Genomic DNA, 24033 nt, shown 5'->3' with positions numbered 1-24033 from the left:
GACGGGACTTTCGCCCTCAGCCTTCGAGCTGGCGGATCAGCAACCGGACGTCGGCATCGAGCTCGGCATCGCTCTGCCGCAACTTCTCGATCTGGCGGACGGCATGGATCACCGTGGTATGATCGCGGCCGCCGAAACGCCGGCCGATTTCGGGCAGCGAACGCGGGGTGAGCTGTTTGGCCAGATACATCGCGACCTGACGCGGCCGCGCGACCTCACGCGCCCGGCGCGCGCTGCTCATCTCCGACTGGCGGATACGATAATGGTCGGACACCTTGCGCTGGATCTCGTCGATCGTCACGCGGCGCTGGTTGGCGCGGAGGATGTCCGCCAGCGTTGCCTGGGTAAACTCGATGTCGATCGGCTTGCCCGACAAGGCCGCATAAGCGACGACCCGGTTGAGCGCGCCTTCCAGTTCGCGAACGTTCGCGCTGATCCGCTTGGCCAGGAACAGCACCACGTCGGCCGGCACATTCGCCTGCGGCATCGATTCGAGCTTGCGCGTCAGAATGTTGAGCCGCAGTTCGAAATCGGCCGGGTTTACATCGGCGACGAGCCCCCAGGACAAGCGCGAGAGGATACGGCTTTCGATGCCGTCGAGATCCTGGGGCGAGCGATCGGCACTGATCACCAGCCGGCGCCCGGCCGAGATCAGCTCGTTCATCGTGTGGAAGAATTCTTCCTGCGTCGATTCCTTGCCGGCGATGAACTGGACGTCATCGATCATCAGCACGTCGGCCGAACGCAGCCACTGCTTGAAGCTGAACGTATCCTTGGCCCGCATCGCCGAAACGAATTCGAACATGAATTTTTCGGCCGACATATAGACGACCCGCGCGCCCGGATGGCGCGCCAGATAATCCTGGCCGATCGCATGCATCAGATGGGTCTTGCCCAACCCGGTGCCGCCATGGAGGAATAGCGGATTGAAGGCGAGCGCACCGCCCTCGGCGAGCGTGCGCGCTGCATTATAGGCTACCTCGTTCGCCTTGCCGACGACGAAGCTGTCAAACGTATAGCGTGGCTCCAGCGGCGTGCAGCGGCGTGCGTCCGCGGCCGAGATCGGCACGACCACAGGCGATGCCGACGCTGGTGCATCGGCCGCAATCGATTCGCCCGCAAACAGCACGGTCCGCGCAGCGCCGCTATCGGCGACGACGCTGACATCGCTGATCTGCGGCAACAATGCGCGCCAGGCATGGCCCAACTGATCGGCAAAATGCGTATTGACCCAGTTCGCCATGAAATCGCTGGGTGCGACCAGCTCGACCGATCCCGCAGCGAGATCGCATTCGCCAAGCGCCAGCGGCTTCAACCAACCGTCGAACGTCCGCGCACCGATCGTCCGGCGCAGACTCGATCGAATCGACTCCCAGGCCGAACTCAGCGCGGAGGCGACATCGCCTCCAACCGGGGCGGCACTGCGCAGTACATTTCGGTCAAGTCCTGCAGGCACGTAAAATCCTTCCCGAACGGACGTGTATCCGCCCCCCAAATCACCGACAAAGAAGACAAAAGCCTCCCCTTGTCCGCCAGCTGCCCGCCGGACTTTGTATGCACAAAACTCGTGTTTATGGTCCGAGACGACAGAATCGCCGTGCGGCCGAAGCGCACATTAGGGAGATCGCGAACCGCCGATCAAGGAGATCATTTTCATCGAAGTGAAATAAACAGGCTTGACAGCGCCAAGCCGGGATTTTCATTCGCTTTTAGATTTAAGCAAGTGTTTTCAGTTACTTATTTTGACTACGCCGAACGAATCAAAACAATTCCGCATGTTACAGCCTCGTTTCGTAACCATGACAAAAAGCCCGCCGGCATATCTGCCGGCGGGCTTTTTGAACTACCAAACGATTACAATCAGCCGAGAGCGGCGACAGCCTTCGTCAGGCGCGAGAACTTCCGCGAGGCGGTGTTCTTGTGAACGACGCCCTTCGACACGCCACGCGCCAACTCGGGCTGGGCGGCGGCAAGTGCCGCAACGGCCGTATCCTTGTCGCCGGCGACAAGGGCCGATTCGACCTTCTTGATAAAGGTACGGATGCGGCTGACGCGGGCTCCGTTGATTTCGGCGCGACGATCGTTGCGACGAATGCGCTTCTTTGCTTGCGGCGTGTTCGCCATGCTGTTCCTCGAACCTGAATAAATGAAATGGACGGCACAGGCGAACCCGCACCGCGAAGGCCGCGCCAATACACAGGGTCTCCCCTTCGGTCAACTATTCAGCGCTGGCATTTGGGGCAGAAAAAGGTTGATCGCCCGCCTTCGGGCCGCCGCTCGATCATCGCGCCGCAATGGCAACTCTCGCCTTCGCGCCCATAGACACGCCATTGTTTCGAAAAATAGCCCAATTCGCCGTCGGGCCGGGCATAATCGCGCAAGGTCGATCCGCCCGCTGCGATCGCCGACGCCAGCACGTCGCGAATCGCCGCGACCAGCTTCGCAAGCCGGGCCTTCGCGATTTCCCCACCCGCCCGCGCCGGCTCGATCCCGGCCATGTTGAGCGCTTCGCACACATAGATATTGCCAAGCCCGGCGACGACTTTCTGGTCGAGCAGCAAGGCCTTGATCGGCGCGAGTCTGCCGGCAATCGCCTTTGCCAGATAGGCGGCGGTGAAGTCGGCACCCAGCGGCTCCGGGCCGAGCGTTCTGAAAGCCGGAAAGTCACCCAGGCTTTCCTGCCGTACCAGGTCGACCGATCCAAACCGCCGCGGATCGCACAAGGCCAATATCCGGCCCTCGTCGGTTTCGAGAATCAAATGGTCATGCGTGCCGATTTCCGAAGGATCGATTCGCCACCGCCCCGACATGCCGAGATGGAAGATCATGACGTCATCACGATCGGTCTCGATCAGCCCATATTTGGCGCGCCGCCCGAAGCCGGTTACGCGTGCGCCGGTCAGCCGCTGGCGCAGGTCGATCGGAAAGGCCCGGCGCAGATCGGCCCGCCGCGTTTCGACGCGGACAAGACGACGCCCGTCGAGCACGGGCTGCAGGCCGCGGACTGTGGTTTCGACTTCGGGAAGTTCGGGCATGGGAGGGATTCGGCCTTAAGCCTTCTCCCGCTCGCGGGAGAAGGTTTGGATGAGGGTCTTCTTCTTTCTTCTTCCGCACGCAAAAGGAAGAAGAAGACCCTCATCCTCCCTCCGCCTGCGGCGGGGGGCCCCTCCTTCTCCCGCACGCGGGAGAAGGAATTAACGCAGCCGCCCACCAAAGTTGCTGCGCCGATAGCTAGGTTGGGTTTGCGGGCGCGGCAAGGCCTCGCTAGAGCGTGCGCCATGACCGATACCGTATCCTTTGGCTATACCGACGTCTCTCCGGCCGAGAAGACCGAAAAAGTCGGCGCCGTCTTCCGCAGCGTCGCACAGCGCTACGACATCATGAACGATGCGATGTCGGTCGGCATGCATCGGCTCTGGAAGGACCGTTTCGTCCGCCGCGTGCGCCCGCGCGCCGGCGAGACGATTCTCGACATGGCCGGCGGCACCGGCGACATCGCCTTCCGCATGGCGAAGCACGGCGCCGACGTCACCGTGTCGGACATCAACGGCGCGATGCTGGAAGTCGGCATGGAGCGCGCGAAGAAGCGCGGGATCGACGGGCTGGTCTGGTCCGAACAGAATGCCGAGACGTTGAGCTTCGGCGACAAGGCGTTCGATGCCTATACGATCGCATTTGGCATCCGCAACGTCACCCATATCGACAAGGCGCTCGCCGAGGCACATCGCGTGCTCAAGCGCGGCGGCCGCTTCTATTGCCTCGAATTTTCGACCACCCTGTGGCCGGGCTTCGCCGAGATTTACGACGCTTATTCGCACAAGGTCGTCCCCAAGCTCGGCAAACTGCTGGCGCATGACGAAGACAGCTACCGTTACCTGATCGAATCGATCCGTCGCTTCCCCCCGATGGACAAATTCAAGGCGATGATCGCCGATGCCGGCTTCGTGAGCACGAAGGTCGAGCCGATGCTCGGCGGGCTGGTCGCCATTCATAGCGGCTGGAAGATTTGACCCGTTCGATCACCCATGTCTGGCGGCTGCTCCGATGGGGCCGCACGCTTGCCAAACATGGCGCGCTGACCGGGATCGAGCGTGATCCGCTGACACCCGCGCCGGTGCGCCGGCTCGTGCGGATCGCGCGGATCGGCGCGCGCGTGCCCGCGAAACCGGAATATGCGGCGGCCTTCGAACAGCTCGGCCCGGCCGCGATCAAGCTCGGCCAGGCGCTGGCGACCCGGCCGGATCTCGTCGGCCCCGAGGCTGCAGCCGATCTGTTCCGCCTTCAGGACGCGCTGCCCCCGGCCCCTTACCCCGCCATCCGTGCGGCAATCGAACAGGGTCTGGGCAAGCCGCTCGACCAGATCTTCGCGTCGTTCGACGAAATCCCGGTCGGCGCCGCCTCGATCGCGCAGGTCCACAAGGCCGTCACGATCGAAGGCAAGACCGTTGCCGTGAAGGTGTTGCGTCCCGGCGTCGAAGAGGATTTCGCCCGCGCGCTGCAAACCTATGAATGGGCCGCCGCCCAGGCCGAGACGATGGGCGGCGAACTCGCCCGGCTGCGCCCCCGGCTCGTCATCGCCACCTTCAAGCAATGGACCGCGCGCGAGCTCGATCTGCGCCGCGAGGCCGCCTCGGCCTCCGAACTCGCAGAGAATATGGCCGCGGTGCCCGGCTTCGTCGTCCCCGCGATCGACTGGAGCCGCACGGCGCGGCGCGTGATGACGATGGAGTGGATCGACGGGGTCAAGCTCAGCGATCGCGCTGCGCTGATCGCCGCCGGTCATGATCGCGCCGAGCTCGCCGCCCGCCTCGTCCAGGCCTTCCTGCGCCAGGCGATCGCCGACGGCTTCTTCCACGCCGATCTTCACCAGGGTAATCTGTTCGCGCTCGCCGACGGCCGCATCGCCGCGATCGACTTCGGCATCATGGGCCGGATCGACCGCCGCGCCCGGGCCTGGCTCGCCGAGATCATCCACGGGCTGATCACCGGCAATTACAAGCGCGTCGCCGAAATCCATTTCGAGGCCGGCTATGTGCCCGCGTACCACAATGTCGCCGAGTTCACGACCGCGCTGCGTGCTGTCGGCGAGCCGATCCGCGGGCTGGCCGTGAAAGATATTTCGGTCGGGCAGATGCTTGATGGCCTGTTCGGCATCACGCGCGATTTCGACATGCAGACCCAGCCGCATTTGCTCCTGCTGCAAAAGACGATGGTGATGGTCGAAGGCGTAGCGACCTCGCTCGATCCCGATCTCAACATGTGGGAGACGGCGGGCCCCTTCGTGCAGGAATGGCTGCGCTCCGAACTCGGGCCCGAAGCCTGGCTCGCCGATCGGCTGATCGCGGACGTGAAGACGATCGCGGCGCTGCCCGAACTGGTTCGCCGGATCGAGGCGAAATTCCCCGCGCCCGGTGGCGCGCCGCCGCTGCCGCCATTGGCCGACGTGCAGGTCATCCGGATCGGCGGCGGCTGGCGCTACGGGCTGGTGGCCGTGCTCGCGGCGGTGGCTGGCGCGGCGGCGATGGCTCTATTATCTTGAGGTCATGACCCGAGACGAAGCCTTGGCCCGACTGCGCTCGCACGAGCATGAATTGCGCTCGTCCGGTATCAATGCGCTGTTCCTGTTCGGATCGACGTCGCGCAACGAAACGCGGGACGATTCGGACGTCGATCTTCTGTGCGATCTGAACGACTCCGATAATCTCGGACTGCTCGAATTCATCCGCTTGAAAGATCGTATGTCCGATGTTCTGGCCTTACCCGTCGATCTGATCGAACGCCGAACCGTGCGCCCCCGCATATGGGAGCGTATCGAGCCGGAATTGGTCAGGGTGTTTTGATGGCCCCATCGCTCCGGGATGTTGACCATCTCGAACTCATGCTCCAGCTGATAGATGCCATCGAAAGGCGCCTGAACGGCATGCTCCGTCCTGCGTTCGAGGCCGATCAGGATGAGATCGATCTCACCGCTTTTCGGCTCGGCCATATCGGCGAAGCTGCGCAAAAGCTGTCGGAGCCTGTCAGAGAACGGCATCCACAGATTGACTGGCGCAGCATTTACGGCATGAGAAATGTGATCGCCCACAACTACGGCGCCATTCTTCCGTCGTTGTTGTGGAATGTCGTCGAACATGATCTCGAGGCACTTCGATTGGCATGTCGGACGGAACTGGATCGCCTGACCAAATGACGTCCCCTCGCATCCTCCTCATCATCGGCGGCGGCATCGCGGCCTATAAGTCGTGCGAACTGGTGCGGCTGATCCGCAAGGGCGGCGGATCGGTGCGGTGCGTGCTCACCGAAGGCGGATCGCATTTCGTGACGCCGATGACTTTGGCCGCGCTCTCCGAACAACAGGTCCACACGAGTCTGTGGGATCTCAAGAACGAGACCGAGATGGGCCATATCCAGCTCAGCCGCGAGGCCGATCTGGTGGTGGTCTGCCCGGCGACCGCCGATCTGATGGCCAAAATGGCCGCCGGCATCGCCGACGATCTGGCGACCACCCTGCTGCTCGCGACCGACAAGCCAGTGCTCGCCGTGCCGGCGATGAACGTGCGGATGTGGCAGCACAAGGCGACGGTGCGCAACGTTGCGCAGTTGCGGGCCGATGGCGTGACGGTGATGGAGCCCGACGAGGGCGCCATGGCGTGCGGCGAGTTCGGGCCGGGGCGACTGCCGGAGCCCGAGGCGGTGTGGGCGAAGATTCAAACCCTGCTCACCCCCACCACCACATCGTCATCCCGGCGAAAGCCGGGACCCATGGATACGGCAGCGGGCGGTTCCAGCCCCGACTTCACCGCGCCTTCGTCCGCGCCCGCAACCATGGGTCCCGGCTTCCGCCGGGATGACAAAGGTGGTTGGGACAACGAGGGAGCCGATGCAGGCGTCCTCGCCGGCAAGCACATCATCGTCACCGCCGGACCGACGCATGAGGCAATCGATCCGGTCCGCTACATCGCCAACCGGTCGTCGGGCAAACAGGGCTACGCGATTGCCGGCGCACTGGCGGCGCTGGGTGCGAAGGTCTCGCTGATTTCGGGGCCGGTGACGCTACCCACGCCCGCCGGCGTCACCCGCATCGACATCGAAAGCGCGCGCGATATGGCAGCCGCCGTCGACGCCGCCCTGCCGGCCGACGCCGCGGTGATGGTGGCCGCGGTCGCCGATTGGCGCGCGGAAAGCGCGTCGGGCCAGAAGATCAAGAAGGACGGCTCGGGCACCGCCGGCGTGCTGCGCCTCACCGAGAATCCCGACATCCTCGCCGGCCTCGCCGCCAGCGCCCGCCGCCCGCGCCTGCTGATCGGCTTTGCCGCCGAGACCGAGCATGTCGTCGACCACGCCGTCGCCAAGCGCGAGCGCAAGCAATGCGACTGGATCGTCGCCAACGACGTTTCGGGCGACGTGATGGGCGGCGACAGCAACAGCATCCATATCGTCACGCGCGACGGCGTCGAAAGCTGGGAGACGCTCCCCAAGGCCGATGTCGCGCGGCGCCTCGCTGCAAGGATTGCCGATGAACTCGTCTGACATCACCATCCGGCTCAAGCGCCTGCCGCATGGCACAGGCCTGCCGGTGCCGGCTTATGCCACCGAACATGCCGCCGGCATGGACGTGGTCGCCGCCGAGGAACTGATCCTCGCCCCCGGCGCGCGCCATGCGGTCGCGACGGGCTTCGCGATGGCGATCCCGGCGGGCTATGAGGTCCAGGTTCGCCCGCGCTCTGGGCTCGCGCTCAAATACGGCATCACCTGCCTCAACACGCCCGGCACGATCGATGCCGATTATCGCGGCGAAGTGAAGGTGATCCTCGCCAATCTCGGCAGCGAGCCATTCGCGGTGAAACGCGGCGAGCGGATCGCGCAGCTCGTACCGGCGAAGGTGCAGGGAGCGAGCTTCGCCGAGGTCGCGGAGCTGGACGAAACGGTGCGGGGTGCCGGCGGGTTCGGGTCGACCGGTGTCTGATATTCGGATGGTGTTCCCCACCCCAACCCCTCCCCTGAAGGGGAGGGGCTTTCGGGTGCGCTCGCCTCTAGCAAAGCCCCTCCCCTTCAGGGGAGGGGTTGGGGTGGGGCAGCTCATCTCGACGAACGTAACAGCCGTTGGGCTCCCACCATGCCCCTGACCGACAACCAGCTCGATCGTTACGCGCGCCATATCATCCTCAAGGAGATCGGCGGCGGCGGCCAGATCGCGCTTCTCGATGCCACCGTCGCGGTGATCGGCGCCGGCGGGATCGGCTCTCCCGCAATCCAGTATCTCGCGGCAGCGGGGGTCGGCCGGTTGCGGCTGATCGACGACGATATCGTCTCGCTATCCAACCTCCAGCGCCAGACTCTGTTCGCCACTGCCGATATCGGCCGCCTCAAGGTCGAGGTTGCCGCCGAGCGGGTCGCCGCGATGAACCCCGACGTGACCGTCGAGGCGATCGCAAAGCGCATCGATGCGACCAACGCCGCGGACCTCCTCACTGGCGCCAATCTCGTGCTCGACGGCTGCGACAATTTCGGTACCCGGCTGATCGTCGCCGACACCGCCCGCGCCTTGCACATTCCGCTCGTGTCGGCCGCGGTCGGCCAGTTCGACGGGCAACTCGCGACCTGGCGCGGATGGGAGCCGACCAGCCCCTGCTATCGCTGCCTCGTCGGCGGCGATCCCGATCGCCCCGATATCAGTTGCGCCGATCAGGGCGTATTGGGCGCGCTGACCGGCGTGATGGGCAGCCTCGCGGCGATGGAGGCGATCCGCGCGATCACCGGCTTTGGCGACGATCCGGCCGGGCAATTGCTGCTGATCGACGCGCTCGCCTTCCGCACGCGCACGATCAGGGTTCCGAAAGATCCGGGGTGCGGATGCGCGGGCTGACGGTCATCGTCGCGGCGGCGGATGGCGATCGACTGCATGCCGCCTTGACCTTCGCCTGCGCGTCGGCCGCAAGTGGCGTGCCGACGCGGCTGCATCTGCACGGCAGCGCGGTCGCGCATCTGGCGCGGCCGATCGGCATGGTCGGCGACGCCGGCTATGCGGCGCAGGGCCTGCCCACGCTCGGCCAGATGTTCGAGGAAGCCTTAGGGCTCGATATCGCGATCAGCGCGTGCCAGAGCGGCCTCGCCCTGGCCGGTCTAATCGCGGGACAGATCGACGGGCGCGTGACGATGAGCGGACCGATCGGCGTTTTGCAGATGGCGGACGACGACAGAATATTAACATTCTAAGCCGGCGGCAGCCGGCTGCGCCCCAGGAAACCCAAGGGGGAAGCTTAAGCAACTCTCACAGATGAAACCGGATTTTCGTTCCGATTGAGATGTTTTATACGGCCGTCAGGTTGGGATTCGGTTAAATTCCATCTACGGATTTTTGCTTACGGTATCGCCCGCGAAAGCCGTTCGCGAACGCCGTCAGCCGCCCTTCCGCGATCGCGCTGCGCAGGTCCGCCATGAGCCCCTGGTAGAAAGCGAGATTATGCTCGGTCATCAGCATCGCGCCCAAAATCTCGCCCGCGCGGATCAGGTGGTGGATATAGGCGCGGCTGAACTGCGTGCAGACCGGGCAGGTGCAGCTTTCCTCGAGTGGCCTTTGATCCTCGGCGAATTTCGCGTTCCGAATGTTAATGGCGCCGTCGCGGGTGAAGGCCTGCCCGTTGCGGCCCGATCGCGTCGGCAGCACGCAATCGAACATGTCGATCCCACGCTCCACCGCCCCCACGATATCGTCGGGCTTGCCGACACCCATCAGATAGCGGGGCTTGTTGGCGGGCAGCATGTCGACCGCGAAATCGAGCACGCGGAACATCTCGGCCTGCCCTTCGCCAACCGCAAGCCCGCCGACCGCGTAACCGTCGAAGCCGATCTCGCGGAGTGCTTCGGATGACTGGAGCCGCAAATCCTGCTCCATCGATCCCTGCTGGATGCCGAACAAGGCGGATCGTTCGGCATGATCGACCCCGCTGTCGAAGCCCTGGCGCGATCGTTTCGCCCAGCGCATCGACCGCTCCATCGACGCCGCCGCCTGATCGCGGGTTGCCGGAAAGGCGGTGCATTCGTCGAACGCCATCACGATATCCGATCCGAGCAGCCGCTGGATCTCCATCGATCGCTCGGGGCTCAGCATATGGCGCGAGCCATCGAGATGGCTCTTGAAGGCCACGCCCTCCTCGGTCTTCTTGGTGAGATCGGACAGGCTCATCACCTGATAGCCGCCGCTGTCGGTGAGGATCGGCCGATCCCAGCGCATGAATTCGTGCAAGCCACCGAGCCGCGCGACCCGTTCGGCACTCGGCCGCAGCATCAGATGATAGGTGTTGCCCAGGATGATGTCGGCGCCGGTCGCGCGGACATCGGCGGGCTTCATCGCCTTGACGGTGGCGGCGGTGCCGACCGGCATGAACGCCGGCGTGCGGATATCGCCGCGCTGCATCGCGATCGCACCGGTGCGGGCGGCGCCGTCGGTGGCCGCGATGGTGAAGGAGAAACGGGGGTTGGTCATGAGAGCGCCGTACACACTACTTCCCCTCCCTGCCAAGGGAGGGGATTGAGGCTCATCGAGGTCGGGATGGCCCCCGGCCATCCCTAATCATGCCCGGGGGCATGATTACCTCGATGAGGGTGATGACCGAAGTGGCTCGATGCCACTGAGGGCATGTTTACCGCACGGTCGGACGCTCGCCTGCGGCTCGCGACCCCCCCCCTACCCCCTCCCTTGGCAGGGAGGGGAAAAGATTGTTGCACCTCTCATTCTCCCCTGCCACCCAGCAATCATGCATCTCGGCCCCGAAACCTACGCCCTGCTCACCCTCACCGCGTTCGTTGCGGGGTTTATCGATGCGATCGCCGGCGGCGGCGGGCTGCTGACGGTGCCGGCGATGCTGTGGGCCGGCATCCCGCCGATCGCGACGCTCGCCACCAACAAATTGCAGGGCACGTTCAGCTCGGGCACCGCCTGTTTTAATTTCAGCCGCAAGAAGATGATCGACTGGCGCACCTATTGGCCGACGATCGTCGCGATCCTTTTGCTGTCGGCGCTCGGCGCGTTCATCGTGCAGTCGATCAAGGCGCAGGTGCTCAACCTGATCGTGCCGGTGCTGCTGATCCTGATCGCGGCCTATGTGCTGCTTTCGCCGCGGATGAGCGACGAGGATGCGCACCAGCGGCTGAGCGTCGGCGGCTATACGCCGATCGGCGGCGCGATCGGATTTTACGATGGCTTCTTCGGCCCCGGCACCGGCAGCTTCTTCGCGACGTCGCTGGTTGCGCTCCGCGGCATGGGCCTGATCCGCGCGACCGCCCATACCAAGGCGTTCAACTTCACCAGCAATATCGGAAGCCTGATCGTCTTCGCGCTCGGCGGCCATATGATGGTGCTGCTCGGGCTGTGCATGGCCTGCGGATCGATGATCGGCGCCTATGCCGGCGCGCATACGGCGATGCGGTTCGGCGCCAAAGTGATCCGGCCGCTGCTGGTGACGATCTCGCTCGCGCTAACGGCCAAGCTGCTGTGGAATGCGCTGAGCTAGGCTCGCCTGCGCTGATACAAATGCGTCGCCATCGCCGCGCCCAGTACCGGTGCCAGAAGGTTGACGAACGGCACCAGGAAAATCCCGGTCACGATGATCCCCATCAGCGCGCGTTGCCCCTTCGTGCGATCGAGCCACAGGATGCGCGCCGCCCGGTCACCATGGCGGGCCGCGACCATCTCACCGAGATCGCGGCCGAGCGCGAGGCCGTTGACCGCCACGAACAGGATGAGCGGGCCGATCCCGGTGACGATCAGCAGGATATAGAAGGGCAAGGCGACCAGATTGTAGAGGATCAGCCGCGCCGACGATCTGAGGCCGAGCCACGCGCCGCCGGCCAGCCCCATCGGTCGCGCCTTGGCCAATGCCTCGGGATAATGCCGCCGCTCGACCGCCTCGGCGATGCGATCGACGAAGCCCGAGATCACGCCGATCGCGATCGCCGGGAACAGGAACCAGATGCTGAGCAAAGTCAGCAGTAGCGCGCCGAACCCGCTGGCCGAGGCATCCAGCGCGCAGCTATCGTCGAGCAACCAGCCGCACGGATCGGCGCCATCGAGCAGAAAGCCAGCCAGCACACCCACGCCCACGAAGATCAGCAAGGTGATCAGCAGCGACACGAGTAATATCCGCAGGATGCGGGCATCGGCCAGATCGCCGATCGCGAGGGTGAGGGCCTGGATCATCGCTACCCTACCGATGGCCCGGCAAAGGGTTCCGTGAGTGGCGAAAATACCGGCCACAGGGGGTCGAAGCCCGGATGCAAGGCGCTGGAAATGTCCTGCGTCGCATGCTTCAGTCCGACAGGATGAGGGGATGGACAATGGCGCGGACGCAGATCGATGGCATCGGCATCGACTATGAACTGATCGGCGAAGGTCCGCTCACGATCATCACGCCGGGCGGGCGCTTCTCCAAAGATGCCGGAGGAATCCGCGAACTCGCCGAGACGCTGGCCGCGGGCGCGCGCAGCGTGCTGATCTGGGACCGGCCGAATTGCGGGGCATCCGATCTGTGCTTCACCGGCACTTCCGAAGCAGCCCTCAACGCCGACACGCTGGCCGGGCTGGTCCGCCATGTCGATCGCGGACCGGGGTTGCTGATCGGCGGCTCATCCGGCGCACGCGTCTCGATTCTCGCTGCCAGCCGCCATCCCGAGATTGTCTCGCACCTGTTCCTGCTGTGGATCAGCGGCGGGCCGATCTCACTGGCAGCACTCGGCGCGCGCTACTCGGCGGCCTCCGCGATGGCGGCGGCGAGCGGCGGCATGGCGGCGGTCGCCAAACTGCCCGAATGGCAGGAACAGCTCAGCCGCAACCCCGGCAATCGCGCGCGCATGCTTGCGCAGGATCCCAAAGCCTTCATCGATACGATGCAGAACTGGTGCGCGGCCTTCTTCCCGATCCCGGGATCGCCGATGCCCGGCATGACCGCCGCCGATCTCGCCCGGCTCGGCACCAACCCCGTGATGATCCTGCGCAGCGGCCCGACCGATCTCTACCACACAAGCGAGACCGGCGAGGCGGTCCATCGCATGATCCCCGGATCGCACATCGCCGAACCACCCTGGGGCGAGCATGAATGGCCGGACCGGATGGCGGCCGCCGCCAAGGGCGAAAGCCTGTTCGCGCACTGGCCGATGCTCGCACCGCAGATATTGGCGTTTGCGAAGGCGTGAGACGATGGGCGATGTCGCGCTCTACGGTAGCAGCAAGCTCGAATCGCCGTAGCTGTAAAACCGATATCCCGCTTCGATCGCATGCGCATAGGCCGCCTGCATCCGCTCGCGCCCCATCAGCGCCGACACCAGCATGAACAAAGTCGACTTCGGCAGATGGAAGTTGGTCATCAGCCCGTCGATACCCCTGAAGCGATAGCCGGGGGTGATGAAGATCGCCGTATCCCCCTCGAACGGCCGAATCACGCCATCCTCGGCACAGGCGCTTTCTATCAGGCGCAGACTGGTGGTGCCGACCGCGATCACCCGGCCGCCGCGCCCGCGCACCGCGTTCAGGCGACCTGCCGTAGCGGGATCGATCCGGCCCCATTCGGCGTGCATCTTGTGGTCGTCGGTGTCGTCGGCCTTGACCGGCAGGAAGGTCCCCGCGCCGACATGCAGCGTCAGCGTCTCGGTGGCGATGCCGGCGGCGGCGATCGCCGCCATCAGCGAGGGGGTAAAATGCAGGGCCGCGGTCGGTGCGGCGACGGCGCCTTTTTCGCGAGCGAACATCGTCTGATAGTCGGAATGATCGCGTTCGTCGGTGGGGCGCTTGCCGGCAATATAAGGCGGCAGCGGCATCGTGCCCGCGCGCTCCAGCAGCACTTCCACCGGCTCGCCGCCCTGAAAATCGAGCAGGATCGATCCATCCTCGCCACGATCGGCGGCAATCGCGGAAACGCCCTGGCCGAAATCGATCAGGTCCCCGGTGCGCACCCTTTTTGCGTTGCGGACGAAGGCGCGCCATAAGCGCAGCCCCTCGCGCTTGTGGAGGGTCGCGCCGATCTTCGCGTCGCCCCGGCGACCTTCGAGTTGCGCCGGGATGACGCGGGTATCGTTGAAGACGAGGCAGTCGCCGGCACACAGAAGGCCGGGCAGATCGCGGACGACATGATCGGCGAGGCCGGCGGCATCGACACGCAGCAGCCGCGCGCTATCGCGCGGCGCGGCGGGGCGCAGCGCGATATTTTCGGGCGGCAAGGTGAAATCGAAGAGGTCCACGCGCATGTCGAACATCTTATTCTATCCTCCCCCGCCAGGGGGAGGTGTCAGCCAAAGGCTGACGGAGGGGGCGGACGGCAATGGCCGTGAAGGTGGGCGCCAAACAACGGCTGATCGCAGCCCGCCCCCTCCGTCGCCTTCGGCGCCACCTCCCCCTGGCGGGGGAGGATCATGACCCTGAAATCCCGCCTTTTGTTGCGGCGCTTGGAAAAAGGCAAAATCTCGAGATATCAATGCGGTTTGGCGACGCCTTCGTCGCCGGCCACCGCGTTGACCGCGGCGCTGGTATTGGGTGTTGCGGCCACCGGTGCGGCGGCGGGCGGCGGCGGCACCGATGCCGGCCCGTCGGCCTCCATCGAGGCATGGACAATCCGCGACGGGTTGGCGGGCGGCTCGCCTTTCTCGATCGCATCGACATATTCCATGCCGGAAATGACGCGGCCGACCGGGCTGTAATTGCCGTCGAGCGCCAGATTGGGCTGCAGCATGATGAAGAACTGGCTGTTGGCCGAATCCAGCCCCTCCGCCCGGGCCATCGACATCGTCCCGCGGACATGCGGCATATCGTTGAATTCGGCCTTGAGGTCGGGCAGGTCGGAACCGCCCTCGCCCGTGCCCTTGGGATCACCGGTCTGCGCCATGAAACCTTCGATCACGCGGTGGAATTTCAGCCCGTCATAGAAATGGCGCTTCACCAGCGTCTTGATCCGCTCGACCGAGAGCGGCGCCTTATCCGGGCGCAGCAGGATCTTGACCCGCCCGCCGGTCGACAGATCGAGATCGAGCACATTCTGCGGATCGAGCGGCGGCGCGGCCGGCGGTTCGGCGATGGTCTGGGCAATGGCACCGCCGGCCATGCAAAGGCCGACAAAGGCGGCAAGAACGAACTTCGAACGCATGTTACCTGCTTCTCCCACCACGCTGCTCACGCGGCCAATAGTCTTAAGCGGCTTGCCAGGGGCTGAACCGTAACCCCGCGACATTCCGTTCGATCACGCACAAGCGGGCCGGACGGGACATCATCTCAACTGCCCTTCTTACCGATCTTTTCAACGCGCGCGATCACTTCCTGCGCGACGGTCGGCGGCACGAAACGACGAATCTCCCCACCATAGATCGCGATCTCCTTCACGAGCCGCGACGCGATCGGCTGAAGCGCGACATCGGCCATCAGAAAGACGGTTTCGATGCGATTGTTCAGCTGCTGGTTCATGCCCGCCATCTGATATTCATATTCGAAGTCGGCGACAGCGCGCAAACCCCGCACGATCATGCTCGCCCCCATCTTCTCGGCGAAGGTCATCAGCAGCGAATCGAACGCGACGACGTCGATCCGGTCGCCCAGATCGGCGGTTTCACGGCGGACCATCGCCAGCCGCTCGTCCAGCGAGAACATCGGCGATTTGGACGGATTGGTGGTCACACCGATCACCAACCGGTCGACCAGCTTGGCGCCGCGCCGGATGATATCCATATGGCCAAGGGTGACCGGATCGAACGTGCCGGGATAAACGCCGGTTCTCACCATAGACTTGCTCCCCCTCCGCGCGATGCCGGCGCCCGATCAGCGATCGCGATTCACCGTATAGCGTGCAATATCGCGTAACAGATCGGCCTCGCTCCCGAAATTGGAGAGATGGCCGATCGCCTGTTCGACCAGCAATTGCGCCTGCGAACGAGCACGCTCAACGCCCAGCAACGAAACGAACGTCGCCTTGCCGGCCTCGGCGTCCTTGCCCAGCGCCTTGCCCGCAAGCGCCGGATCGCCTTCGACATCAAGCAGATCGTCGGCAATCTGGAAAGCCAGGCCCAGATCATGCGCAAAATTCCGCAGCCGCATCCGGCCTTCGGGTGCAACCTTGCCCAATATCGCACCGGCCTCGATCGCGAAGGCGATCAGCGCGCCGGTCTTGAGCTGCTGGAGCCGGGTCACGGTCGCCAGTTCGAAGGTCGTGGTCTCGGCGACGATATCCATCATCTGCCCGCCGACCATCCCGGCCATGCCCGATGCCTTGGCGAGCTCGGATACCAGTTCCACCCGCACGAACGGATCGCTGTGGGTCGCCGGATCGGCCAGCACCTCGAACGCCAGCGTCTGGAAGGCATCGCCGGCCAGGATCGCGGTCGCTTCGTCATAGGCCTTGTGCACGGTCGGGCGACCGCGGCGCATGTCATCATCGTCCATCGCCGGCAGATCGTCGTGGATCAGGCTGTAAACATGGATCGATTCGATCGCGAGGCCGGCCCGCAACGCACTCTCGCGGGCGACGCCGAACAGATTGGCGACCAGGCAGACGAGCAGGGGACGCAACCTCTTGCCGCCGCCGATCGCCGCATGGCGCATCGCCTCGATCAGGCGCGCGCGCGCATCGTCGACCGGCGCCAGATAGGCATCGAACAGGGCGTCGATATCGTTGGCGACACGCTGCATCTCGAGGGCGAGGCCGCCCTTCATCCCGTCGTTCATCGGATCAGCCGACGTCGAAGGGTTCGGTGGCGGCCGGTTTGCCGTCGGCATTCAGCACGATCTTGTCGATCCGCATCTGCGCCGACTTCAGCCGTTCCTCGCATTGGCGACGCAGCGCATCACCCTCCGCATAGAGATCGATCGATTGATCGAGCGGAACGTCCCCCGATTCGAGCCGGCGGACGATCGCCTCCAGCTTCTTCAAAGCGTCCTCGAACGACAGTTCGGCAACAGGGGCAGGCACGTCTTCCATGGCGCGGCTTGTGGTCTCCGGGGGCGACAGGGTCAAGGCCGACGACCGGCCCCATCCATCACTTCTTGAACGGATCCTTGAACGCCGGGCCGGCGAACAGGGCTTCGGCTTCGCTGGCATGGACGACATCGGCGCCGCGCGCGACCGCGTCGCGCTGGGCGCGGAGCTGTTCGATCAGAGCTTCGCGATCGCCTTCGAGGCGGGTGTCGGTCGGCGCCTCGATGCCGGCCGCCTTGGCCGCCTTGAGCACCAGCGCATCGAGTTCGCGCTGCGAGCACAGGCCGAGCGTCACCGGATCCTTCGGGGTGATATTGGCGATGTTCCAGTGGGTGCGATCGCGGATCGCCGCAATCGTCGTACGCGTCGTGCCGATCAGCTTGGAAATCTGTCCGTCGGATACTTCGGGATGGTTGCGGATGATCCACGAAATGCCATCGGGCTTGTCCTGCCGCTTCGAAACCGGCGTGTAGCGCGGCCCCTTGGTACGGCGGACCTGATCGGGGCCCTTGAGCATCACCAGCCGATAGGCCGGGTTCGCCTGTCCCTTTTCGATCTCGCTCATTGCCAGCTCACCGGCGCGGACCGGATCCCGGCCGGTCAGCTTAGTCGCCGCCATATCGTCGGCGATGGCCTGGATCTCCAGGATGTGCAGGCCGCAAAAGGCTGCGATCTGTTCAAAGCTGAGGGCGGTATTATCCACCAGCCATGATGCGGTCGCATGGGGCATGAGGGGCTGGGCCACGTCGCGTCTCCGAAAAATAAAAGGGCCGCCCCTTCACGGAGCGGCCATATGTGCTGGTGCCGGATGTAATGAAGCTGAAGGCGGAGCACAAGGCGGGAGTTGTGTGGGAAGATTGCCCCAGGGCCCCTCTCCCGCTTGCGGGAGAGGGCTTAATACCAAGAACCATTGAGGAGGACTCTTCTCCCCTCCCCTTCAGGGCCGGGGCCGGGGGTGGGGCCTCTCCTCCGCGTCGCGCCAAGCTGATAGGCCCCACCCCAACCCCTCCCCTGAAGGGGAGGGGCTCATGGGTTCTGATCAACGCACCTTGGTAAAGTCTCAGGCTGCGCGGCGCCAGCGCGAGATGATGTCGTCGTCGATCGGGACGAGGGCCGACAGGAACTGTTCCGCGCTCCGCCGCCATCCGAAGCTTGCCCCGAAGTCGGCGGCAACCGCCCGATCGCACGTCAGCGCTAGCACGACCGCATGCGCCAGATCGTCGTCCATCGCGGCGACGGCAGGATCGAGTACATCGATCGGCCCCGACACGGGGAAGGCGGCAACGGGCGTTCCACAGGCCAGCGCCTCGATCATCACCAGCCCGAATGTGTCGGTGCGGCTAGGGAAAACGAACACATCGGCACCGGCATAGGCCGAGGCGAGCGTTTCGCCGCCGAGCATGCCGAGGAATACCGCATCCGGATATTGCCGCTCCAGCGCCGCCCGCGCCGGCCCGTCGCCTACCACTACCTTGGTCCCTGCCCCGCCGAGGCCCAGAAAGGCGCCGATGTTCTTTTCGACCGCGATCCGCCCGACGTAGAGCTGAATCGGCCGCGGCAGCCCCGCGAACGCCGGATGGGCCGCGCGATCGGGCCGGAAGATCGAGAAGTCGACGCCGCGCCCCCAGCGCAGCACCGGACCGACGCCATGTGCACCCAACGTCTCGACGACCGACGGGGTCGAGGCGAGCACCGCCGACGAGGGGCCATGGAACCAGCGGATATAATGCCAGAACCATTCGGCGGGCAGCTGCGTCCGCTGCGCCAGATATTCGGGAAACTGGGTGTGATAGGCGGTGGTGAACGGCAGTCCGTTCGCCAGGCAATAGGCCCGTGCCGCGATCCCAATCGGCCCTTCGGTGGCGATATGGATCGCATTGGCGCCGCTGTTCGCGATCCTTTGCCCCACGCCGTACCGAGTCGTCATCGCCAGGCGAATCTCGGGGTAGCTCGGGCAGGGCAAGGATCGGAACTGGTCGGGGCCGATCACGCTGACGAGATGGCCCATCGCGTGCAGCTCGGCCGTCACCGCCTGCAACGTCCGTACCACGCCATTGACCTGCGGGAGCCAGGCGTCGGTGGCGATTACGATCCTCATGCGGCGATCGCCGCGCCATATGCCGGCTTGACGGACCGGGCCTCCGCCTTCTGCCGCGCCTTCATCTCGTCGGCCCAGTGCAGCACCTCCATGCGTCCGTCGAAATGCTCGACCAGAGCGGTGCAGCCCTCGACCCAGTCGCCGTCATTATAATAAATGATATCGCCGAACTGGCGGACCTCGGCGGTGTGGATGTGCCCGCACACCACGCCGTCGACGCCGCGGGTGCCCGCCTCATGCGCCACGGCTTCCTCGAAGCGCGAGATGAACTCGACCGCGTTCTTCACCTTTTGCTTGGCATGCTTCGAGAGCGACCAGTACGGCAGGTCGAACTTCTGGCGTACCCCATTGATCAGCACGTTCGCGCGCAGCAGCAATTCATAGGCAAAGTCGCCGAGGAAGGCGAGCCAGCGGTGGCACATCACCACCGCGTCGAATTCGTCGCCATGCGTCACCATCAGCCGGCGCCCATCGGCGGTCTCGTGGATCGCGCTGCGGCGGATCTCGATGCCGCCGAAGGTGAGTCCGGTGAACTGACGGAACATCTCGTCATGATTGCCCGGGATGAACACCACGCGGGTGCCGCGCTTGGCGCGCTTCATCACCCGCCAGACGATGTCGTTGTGGAGCGCCGGCCAGTACCAGCTCCGCTTGAGGCGCCAGCCGTCGATGATATCGCCGACCAGATACATCGTCTCGCTATCGGTGGAATCGAGGAAATCGATCAGCATCGCCGCATTGCAGCCGCGCGTGCCGAGGTGGATGTCCGATATCCAGATCGTGCGATAGCGCCGCCGCGCGCCATCGGGTTCGGCGATCTGCGGTGGCTGCTCGCCGAGTGCGCGAATGCGGGTGATGGCGTTCATCTGCCGTCTTCCTGTTTGGTTGACGGTATCAGCTCATCCAGAAATTTTGTTACAGTCGCAGGCAATGAATGCTTACGGGTCGATGACAGCTGCAGAAAAACGGGGCTTGGACATGAAGATCTTCGGCGATTCGATCTCGGGGAACTGCCTGAAGGTAAAATGGACCGCAGATCTGCTCGGCATCGCCTATGACTGGATCGAAACCAACGTGCTGACCGGCGACAGCCGGACACAAGAATATCTGGCGATGAACCCCGCCGGGCAGGTGCCCGCCGTCCTGCTCGACGACGGCCGCACGCTCGCGCAATCGAACGCGATCATCACGTGGATGGCCGAAGGCAGCGCGCTGATCCCGGTCGACGCCTTCGATCGCGCGAAGATGAACGAGTGGCTGTTCTGGGAGCAATATAGCCACGAACCCTATGTCGCGGTCGCGCGGTTCCAGGTCCGCTATCTGGGCAAGCCGGTGAGCGCGCTCGAACCGAAGATCGTCGAGCGCGGCAAGGCGGCGTTGCAGCGATTGGACGAGGCAAGTGTGGATCGCGATTTCCTGCTCGGCGATGCGCTCACCCTCGCGGACATCGCATTGGTGGCCTATACGCGGGTCGCCGACGAGGGCGGGTTCGTGCTCGGCGACTATCCGAACGTGGTGCGCTGGATCGCGCGGGTGGAAGCCGCGCTGGGGATCGCGTGAGGGAACCGCAGGCGCACCATGTCCCCGGAATAAAAAAGAGCTCGCACAGCTTGGCAGAGCCTGTACCTCCTCGAGCCTGACGACAGGGAGAGGCGAGGATATGGACGTGTTGCGAGAAGCCACCCGCAGATATGGCTTCCCGATCGCCGCGTTGACCGGCACCGCCCTGTCGATGGCGATGACCGGCCATGTCACCGGGCTGTGGAACAACCTGTTCCACCTCCCGATTCTCGCCGGGCTCGCGGGCATGCCGCAATTCGCGCGGGATCCCTTCATCCAGTCGCTGCCGCATTATGCGTCCGGCTTCTGGCTGATGCTGGCCGGGGTCGCGCCCGGGGATAAAGCATGGCCGCTGCTGCTGGCGCTGGCCATCGCATCACGCTTGCTGACGATGGCGGCCTTTCTCGCCTGCGCCGATATGATCGGCATCAGCGATCTCAAAGGCCGGCTGCTGTTCGTTGTGCTGATCGCCTTTTCCAGCCTCGCCAATGGCTATTCGACGGCCGGCGCGGGCGGACTGTTCATCAGCTATTTCACGCATAGCGAGGTCGCCAACGCAACCATCCTGCTATCGGTCTGGTGCGCTGCGCGCGGGCGTTTTACCGCCGCCTTTGCCCTCAACGGGGCGACGGCCTTTCTCAATGCGTTCATGGCGGCATGGGCGGCGGCGCCGCTCGGCTTCATCGCGATCCTGCTGCTGGCCCGCGGCGAGATCGATGGCAGGACGCTGGCGCGGCGGATGGCGATCGGGCTCGTCCCGTTCACGATGCTGGCCGCGCCGGCGATCTATTCGATCCTGTCGAACCCGGAATTCGGCCGCCCGAGCGACTTCGACTTCATCGCCTTCATCACCGAATATTTCCCCGATCATTTCCTGGTGGCGGAACTGAGCCCGAAAACGCTGCTCGCCTTCATCGTCGCGACCGCCGCCGCACTTGCGGCCGCGGTCGCGCTGGTGCGGATCGAGCAGCGGGCGGCTTTCTGCCTGGCCGCCTTGCTGGGCTTCGTGACGTTATGGCTGGCGGGGACGATATTGCCGCTGATCACCCAATCGCCGATCCTGCTCAGCCTGCACCTGCTGCGCGCGGGTGTCGGCATCCATCTGTTCGGCGCGCTCGCGATGGCGGCGCTGACGGTGCGATGGGCGCAAAGCGCCGCCCTGAGCGATCGACGCATCCGGGCGCCGCTACTGGCGCTGGCGATGGCGACCACGCGCTACGCGCTGCCTCTGGTCGTTCCGATTGTGCTGCTCGCGCCACGGCTCCGTTTACCGCCGCGGATCGCCCGGTTGCGGATCGACTTCGCCGTGGCGGCGATATTGATCGCGGTGGTCTGGCCCATGCAGATCGTGTCGCAGACCCGGTTCAACGCGATGCTTGCAAGGAATATCGCCGCCTGGCGCGCACTCGGCCTGTGGGCGAACGCACACAGCGCACCCGGCGCGCTGTTCCTGATCCCGATCGGCAATATCCGCTTGCCCCCACCCTATCCCGCGAAGGACCCGCAGCAAATCGGCCTGTCGACCGGCTCCGAGGTGTTCGAAACCTTTGCCGAACGCCGGATCTGGGTCGACGTGCGCGGCGGCGGCGCGATCATGTGGGCGCCCAGCTATCATCGCGTCTGGCGCCAGCGGGTGCTTGAGGTCATGGCATTGCCCGATCACGCCGCGCGCATGGCTTATGCGCAAACCCATGGCATCGATTTCGTGATCGACGGCTGCGGGTTGGGGCGGCCGGTCGTGACGGTCGGCAAACGCTGCGTCTATGCGGTGACGCGCACCAGCAGCGCGCGGGCGCCGCTTTTGGTCAACCGGGCGGGAAGTTGACGGGGCAGCCAGTGCAGCGGTCGATCGGCCATACGGCAGCCTAACAGCGTCTGGCCAGCCGGCAGCGGGGCGCCACCCGCACAATCGCCGGCGCTGTCCTGCACGATCAGCAGCAGATCGCCGCGGCGCGCGGGGTTTGTCACCAGCCGGCCCACGAGCCCCGCCTCGGCGAGCGGCTCGCGGAGTTGCGCGGCGATGACCGGAAGCGTGTGGATCGGCCCGGGCGTCGTCCGCACCAGCGGCAGCGCCGCATTGGCGACGCGATCGAAGCGGCCAAGCTGGCTCGCCAGTGCAAGGTTGCCCACCACCACAGCACCCACCGCGACAGCCACCAGCGCGCGACGGGCGGCCTGCCATTGGCGATCGGCAAGCAGTGCCGCGACGAGCGCGATGCCGGCGAGCGGTAGCGTATAATAACGCTGATCCTGCGACACCATCAGCGCATAAGTGACGAAGGCGAAGCTCAGCGCGATGACCAGCAGGGCCGGCACGACCAACACCGATCGCCCGGTTCCGCCGCGCCGGCCTCCCCGGATCGGCAGCAGTGCGAACAGGATCGCCATCCAGATCGCCGCGCCATATTTGGGATCGGCGAACAGGCCGAGCAGCGGATTCAGCGCCCAATGGATATGGAACAGTCCGGGCGACACCCACAGCCGGCCGACGGCGGGATTGAACAGCACATGATCGACATGCGCCACGCCGCCCGCCATATGCGCACTCGGGATCAGCACATGACGCATGGCGACATGCAGCCGATAAAGCGAATCGCCGGTTGCCCGGAACAACCATGCCCATTCGATCAGCAGCGGTGCGGCAGCGAAGCCGAACAGCCACAGATATTCGATCCGCCGTGTGCCCGGCCGAAAGATCAGGCACGCCGCATGGACGATGAGAAGCCAGCTTGCCGTCTCGCGCGTCAGCATCGCGAGCGCGGTGCAGACGCCTGAAAGCGCGAACAGCAACGCCGGCCGCCGCACCTGCCGGCCGAACCACAAGGCCCACAGCGCGACGCTTGTGAACAGCAATTCGATGATTTCGGGGAATATGCTCGTGCCGATCCGCAGGAAAAGCGGTGTGGTGAGCAGCAGCAGCGCCCATATCCACGCCACCCGGCTACCCGCTGCCTGGCGGATCGCCGCGAAGTTGGTCGCGGCGAACATCAATGCGGCCGCGATCGGCACCCACAAGGCCGTCGCGATCGTCGCCCCCATGAAGCGGAACAGGAGCGCCAGCGGCAGGATCAGCGGATGGCGGAGTTCCCAATGCGTCTTTCCCACCAGCGGCGGGTGCGCGAGCCACGCGCGGGCGGCATCGAAATAGCGCTGGTCATCGAACGGCCCGCCGCCGAACCCGGTCGGGTTGAGGCGCAGGACGAACCATGTCGCCAGGAGCAGCAGCGCCAGTTCGACGACGAGTGTGGGCCATGCAACGGGGCGACGGGTGGCGGGGCGTCTCATCGCTTTCTACTCCCCTCCCTGCAAGGGAGGGGTAAGGGGGTGGGTCGCGAGCGTAGTGAGCGTCCCCAGCGGCCCGCAAACGCTGCGCCAGAGGCGTCGAGGCTCTGGCGTAGCCACCCACCCCCAAACCTCTCCCTCGCA

At 65.0% G+C, this 24033-nt stretch carries 26 protein-coding genes; 12 read left to right on the top strand and 14 right to left on the bottom strand.

Going from position 1 to position 24033, the window contains the following annotated elements:
* Positions 1-16: 16 nt before the first annotated feature.
* The 3 genes from dnaA to mutM form a co-directional block, all read right to left on the bottom strand.
* Positions 17-1429 carry a chromosomal replication initiator protein DnaA gene (gene dnaA, locus BLS13_RS14655; protein WP_176943605.1) on the bottom strand — a complete coding sequence of 471 codons (1413 nt, stop codon included), beginning with the start codon at positions 1427-1429 and terminating at the stop codon, positions 17-19.
* Positions 1430-1860: 431 nt separating this feature from the next.
* Positions 1861-2124, bottom strand: a complete 264-nt coding sequence (gene rpsT / locus BLS13_RS14650; protein WP_093453231.1) for a 30S ribosomal protein S20 — start codon at positions 2122-2124, stop codon at positions 1861-1863.
* A 98-nt stretch (positions 2125-2222) separates the two neighbouring features.
* Positions 2223-3035, bottom strand: a complete 813-nt coding sequence (mutM, locus tag BLS13_RS14645; protein ID WP_093453230.1) for a bifunctional DNA-formamidopyrimidine glycosylase/DNA-(apurinic or apyrimidinic site) lyase — start codon at positions 3033-3035, stop codon at positions 2223-2225.
* 243 nt (positions 3036-3278) lie between these two features.
* Between mutM and BLS13_RS14640 the strand changes: the two genes are divergently transcribed.
* From BLS13_RS14640 to BLS13_RS14605, 8 genes are all read left to right on the top strand, one after another.
* Positions 3279-4010 (top strand): class I SAM-dependent methyltransferase, encoded by a 732-nt coding sequence (locus BLS13_RS14640; protein ID WP_093453228.1) that lies wholly within the window; start codon positions 3279-3281, stop codon positions 4008-4010.
* A complete protein-coding gene (gene ubiB / locus BLS13_RS14635) occupies positions 4007-5539 on the top strand; it encodes a 2-polyprenylphenol 6-hydroxylase (protein WP_093453227.1) in 1533 nt (510 codons plus the stop codon). Before BLS13_RS14640 ends, ubiB begins: the two co-directional genes overlap by 4 nt.
* A gap of 4 nt (positions 5540-5543) precedes the next feature.
* Positions 5544-5840 carry a nucleotidyltransferase family protein gene (locus tag BLS13_RS14630; protein ID WP_093453225.1) on the top strand — a complete coding sequence of 99 codons (297 nt, stop codon included), beginning with the start codon at positions 5544-5546 and terminating at the stop codon, positions 5838-5840.
* Positions 5840-6190, top strand: coding sequence for a HepT-like ribonuclease domain-containing protein (locus BLS13_RS14625; RefSeq protein WP_093453224.1), 351 nt, complete (start codon positions 5840-5842; stop codon positions 6188-6190). The genes BLS13_RS14630 and BLS13_RS14625 overlap by 1 nt, the downstream gene beginning before the upstream one ends.
* Positions 6187-7530: a bifunctional phosphopantothenoylcysteine decarboxylase/phosphopantothenate synthase gene (locus BLS13_RS14620; RefSeq protein ID WP_093453222.1), complete on the top strand. Its 1344-nt coding sequence runs from the start codon at positions 6187-6189 to the stop codon at positions 7528-7530. Before BLS13_RS14625 ends, BLS13_RS14620 begins: the two co-directional genes overlap by 4 nt.
* The gene (dut, locus tag BLS13_RS14615) at positions 7517-7966 is read left to right on the top strand and encodes a dUTP diphosphatase (protein ID WP_093453221.1); all 450 of its coding nucleotides are present in this window, start codon (positions 7517-7519) and stop codon (positions 7964-7966) included. The genes BLS13_RS14620 and dut overlap by 14 nt, the downstream gene beginning before the upstream one ends.
* Positions 7967-8116: 150 nt before the next feature.
* Positions 8117-8866, top strand: coding sequence for a HesA/MoeB/ThiF family protein (locus BLS13_RS14610; protein WP_093453219.1), 750 nt, complete (start codon positions 8117-8119; stop codon positions 8864-8866).
* Positions 8854-9216 (top strand): hypothetical protein, encoded by a 363-nt coding sequence (locus BLS13_RS14605; RefSeq protein WP_256325899.1) that lies wholly within the window; start codon positions 8854-8856, stop codon positions 9214-9216. Before BLS13_RS14610 ends, BLS13_RS14605 begins: the two co-directional genes overlap by 13 nt.
* 121 nt (positions 9217-9337) lie before the next feature.
* On the opposite strand, the gene tgt is transcribed toward BLS13_RS14605, so the two are convergent.
* Positions 9338-10486: a tRNA guanosine(34) transglycosylase Tgt gene (tgt, locus tag BLS13_RS14600; protein WP_093453216.1), complete on the bottom strand. Its 1149-nt coding sequence runs from the start codon at positions 10484-10486 to the stop codon at positions 9338-9340.
* Between the two features lie 271 nt (positions 10487-10757).
* Between tgt and BLS13_RS14595 the strand changes: the two genes are divergently transcribed.
* Positions 10758-11513: a TSUP family transporter gene (locus tag BLS13_RS14595; RefSeq protein ID WP_093453215.1), complete on the top strand. Its 756-nt coding sequence runs from the start codon at positions 10758-10760 to the stop codon at positions 11511-11513.
* On the opposite strand, the gene BLS13_RS14590 is transcribed toward BLS13_RS14595, so the two are convergent.
* On the bottom strand, positions 11510-12199 hold the full coding sequence (locus BLS13_RS14590; protein WP_093453213.1) for an EI24 domain-containing protein: 690 nt from the start codon (positions 12197-12199) through the stop codon (positions 11510-11512). The two genes, BLS13_RS14595 and BLS13_RS14590, sit on opposite strands and share 4 nt — an antisense overlap.
* Before the next feature lie 137 nt (positions 12200-12336).
* Between BLS13_RS14590 and BLS13_RS14585 the strand changes: the two genes are divergently transcribed.
* Positions 12337-13191: an alpha/beta fold hydrolase gene (locus BLS13_RS14585; RefSeq protein WP_093453212.1), complete on the top strand. Its 855-nt coding sequence runs from the start codon at positions 12337-12339 to the stop codon at positions 13189-13191.
* A 21-nt stretch (positions 13192-13212) separates the two neighbouring features.
* Here the strand turns inward: BLS13_RS14585 and queA are convergent, their stop codons facing one another.
* The 8 genes from queA to BLS13_RS14545 form a co-directional block, all read right to left on the bottom strand.
* Positions 13213-14238 (bottom strand): tRNA preQ1(34) S-adenosylmethionine ribosyltransferase-isomerase QueA, encoded by a 1026-nt coding sequence (gene queA, locus BLS13_RS14580; RefSeq protein WP_093453342.1) that lies wholly within the window; start codon positions 14236-14238, stop codon positions 13213-13215.
* Positions 14239-14462: 224 nt separating this feature from the next.
* Positions 14463-15089: a peptidylprolyl isomerase gene (locus BLS13_RS14575; protein ID WP_256325910.1), complete on the bottom strand. Its 627-nt coding sequence runs from the start codon at positions 15087-15089 to the stop codon at positions 14463-14465.
* 167 nt (positions 15090-15256) lie between these two features.
* On the bottom strand, positions 15257-15757 hold the full coding sequence (gene coaD, locus BLS13_RS14570) for a pantetheine-phosphate adenylyltransferase (protein ID WP_176943604.1): 501 nt from the start codon (positions 15755-15757) through the stop codon (positions 15257-15259).
* Positions 15758-15796: 39 nt separating this feature from the next.
* Positions 15797-16687, bottom strand: coding sequence for a polyprenyl synthetase family protein (locus BLS13_RS14565; RefSeq protein WP_093453340.1), 891 nt, complete (start codon positions 16685-16687; stop codon positions 15797-15799).
* 16 nt (positions 16688-16703) lie between these two features.
* The gene (locus BLS13_RS14560) at positions 16704-16952 is read right to left on the bottom strand and encodes an exodeoxyribonuclease VII small subunit (RefSeq protein ID WP_093453207.1); all 249 of its coding nucleotides are present in this window, start codon (positions 16950-16952) and stop codon (positions 16704-16706) included.
* 58 nt (positions 16953-17010) lie between these two features.
* Complete coding sequence (locus BLS13_RS14555; protein ID WP_093453206.1) at positions 17011-17694, bottom strand: DUF1013 domain-containing protein; 684 nt, start codon at positions 17692-17694, stop codon at positions 17011-17013.
* Between the two features lie 315 nt (positions 17695-18009).
* The gene (locus BLS13_RS14550) at positions 18010-19047 is read right to left on the bottom strand and encodes a glycosyltransferase family 4 protein (RefSeq protein ID WP_093453204.1); all 1038 of its coding nucleotides are present in this window, start codon (positions 19045-19047) and stop codon (positions 18010-18012) included.
* Complete coding sequence (locus BLS13_RS14545) at positions 19044-19913, bottom strand: UDP-2,3-diacylglucosamine diphosphatase (protein ID WP_093453203.1); 870 nt, start codon at positions 19911-19913, stop codon at positions 19044-19046. Before BLS13_RS14545 ends, BLS13_RS14550 begins: the two co-directional genes overlap by 4 nt.
* A gap of 112 nt (positions 19914-20025) precedes the next feature.
* Here BLS13_RS14545 and BLS13_RS14540 point away from each other — a divergent pair, with 112 nt between their 5' ends.
* Together BLS13_RS14540 and BLS13_RS14535 are read left to right on the top strand one after the other, a co-directional pair.
* Complete coding sequence (locus BLS13_RS14540; protein WP_093453201.1) at positions 20026-20607, top strand: glutathione S-transferase family protein; 582 nt, start codon at positions 20026-20028, stop codon at positions 20605-20607.
* Between the two features lie 100 nt (positions 20608-20707).
* Entirely contained in the window at positions 20708-22432 is a 1725-nt protein-coding gene (locus BLS13_RS14535; RefSeq protein ID WP_093453200.1) for a hypothetical protein, read from the top strand.
* On the opposite strand, the gene BLS13_RS14530 is transcribed toward BLS13_RS14535, so the two are convergent.
* Entirely contained in the window at positions 22369-23892 is a 1524-nt protein-coding gene (locus tag BLS13_RS14530; protein WP_093453198.1) for a glycosyltransferase family 39 protein, read from the bottom strand. The two genes, BLS13_RS14535 and BLS13_RS14530, sit on opposite strands and share 64 nt — an antisense overlap.
* Positions 23893-24033: the final 141 nt, after the last annotated feature.

This window comes from Sphingomonas sp. YR710, assembly GCF_900101455.1.
Lineage (GTDB): Bacteria > Pseudomonadota > Alphaproteobacteria > Sphingomonadales > Sphingomonadaceae > Rhizorhabdus.
The sequence above is the reverse complement of the archived record's forward strand: the minus strand, read 5'-3'. Positions and strand labels throughout refer to the sequence as shown.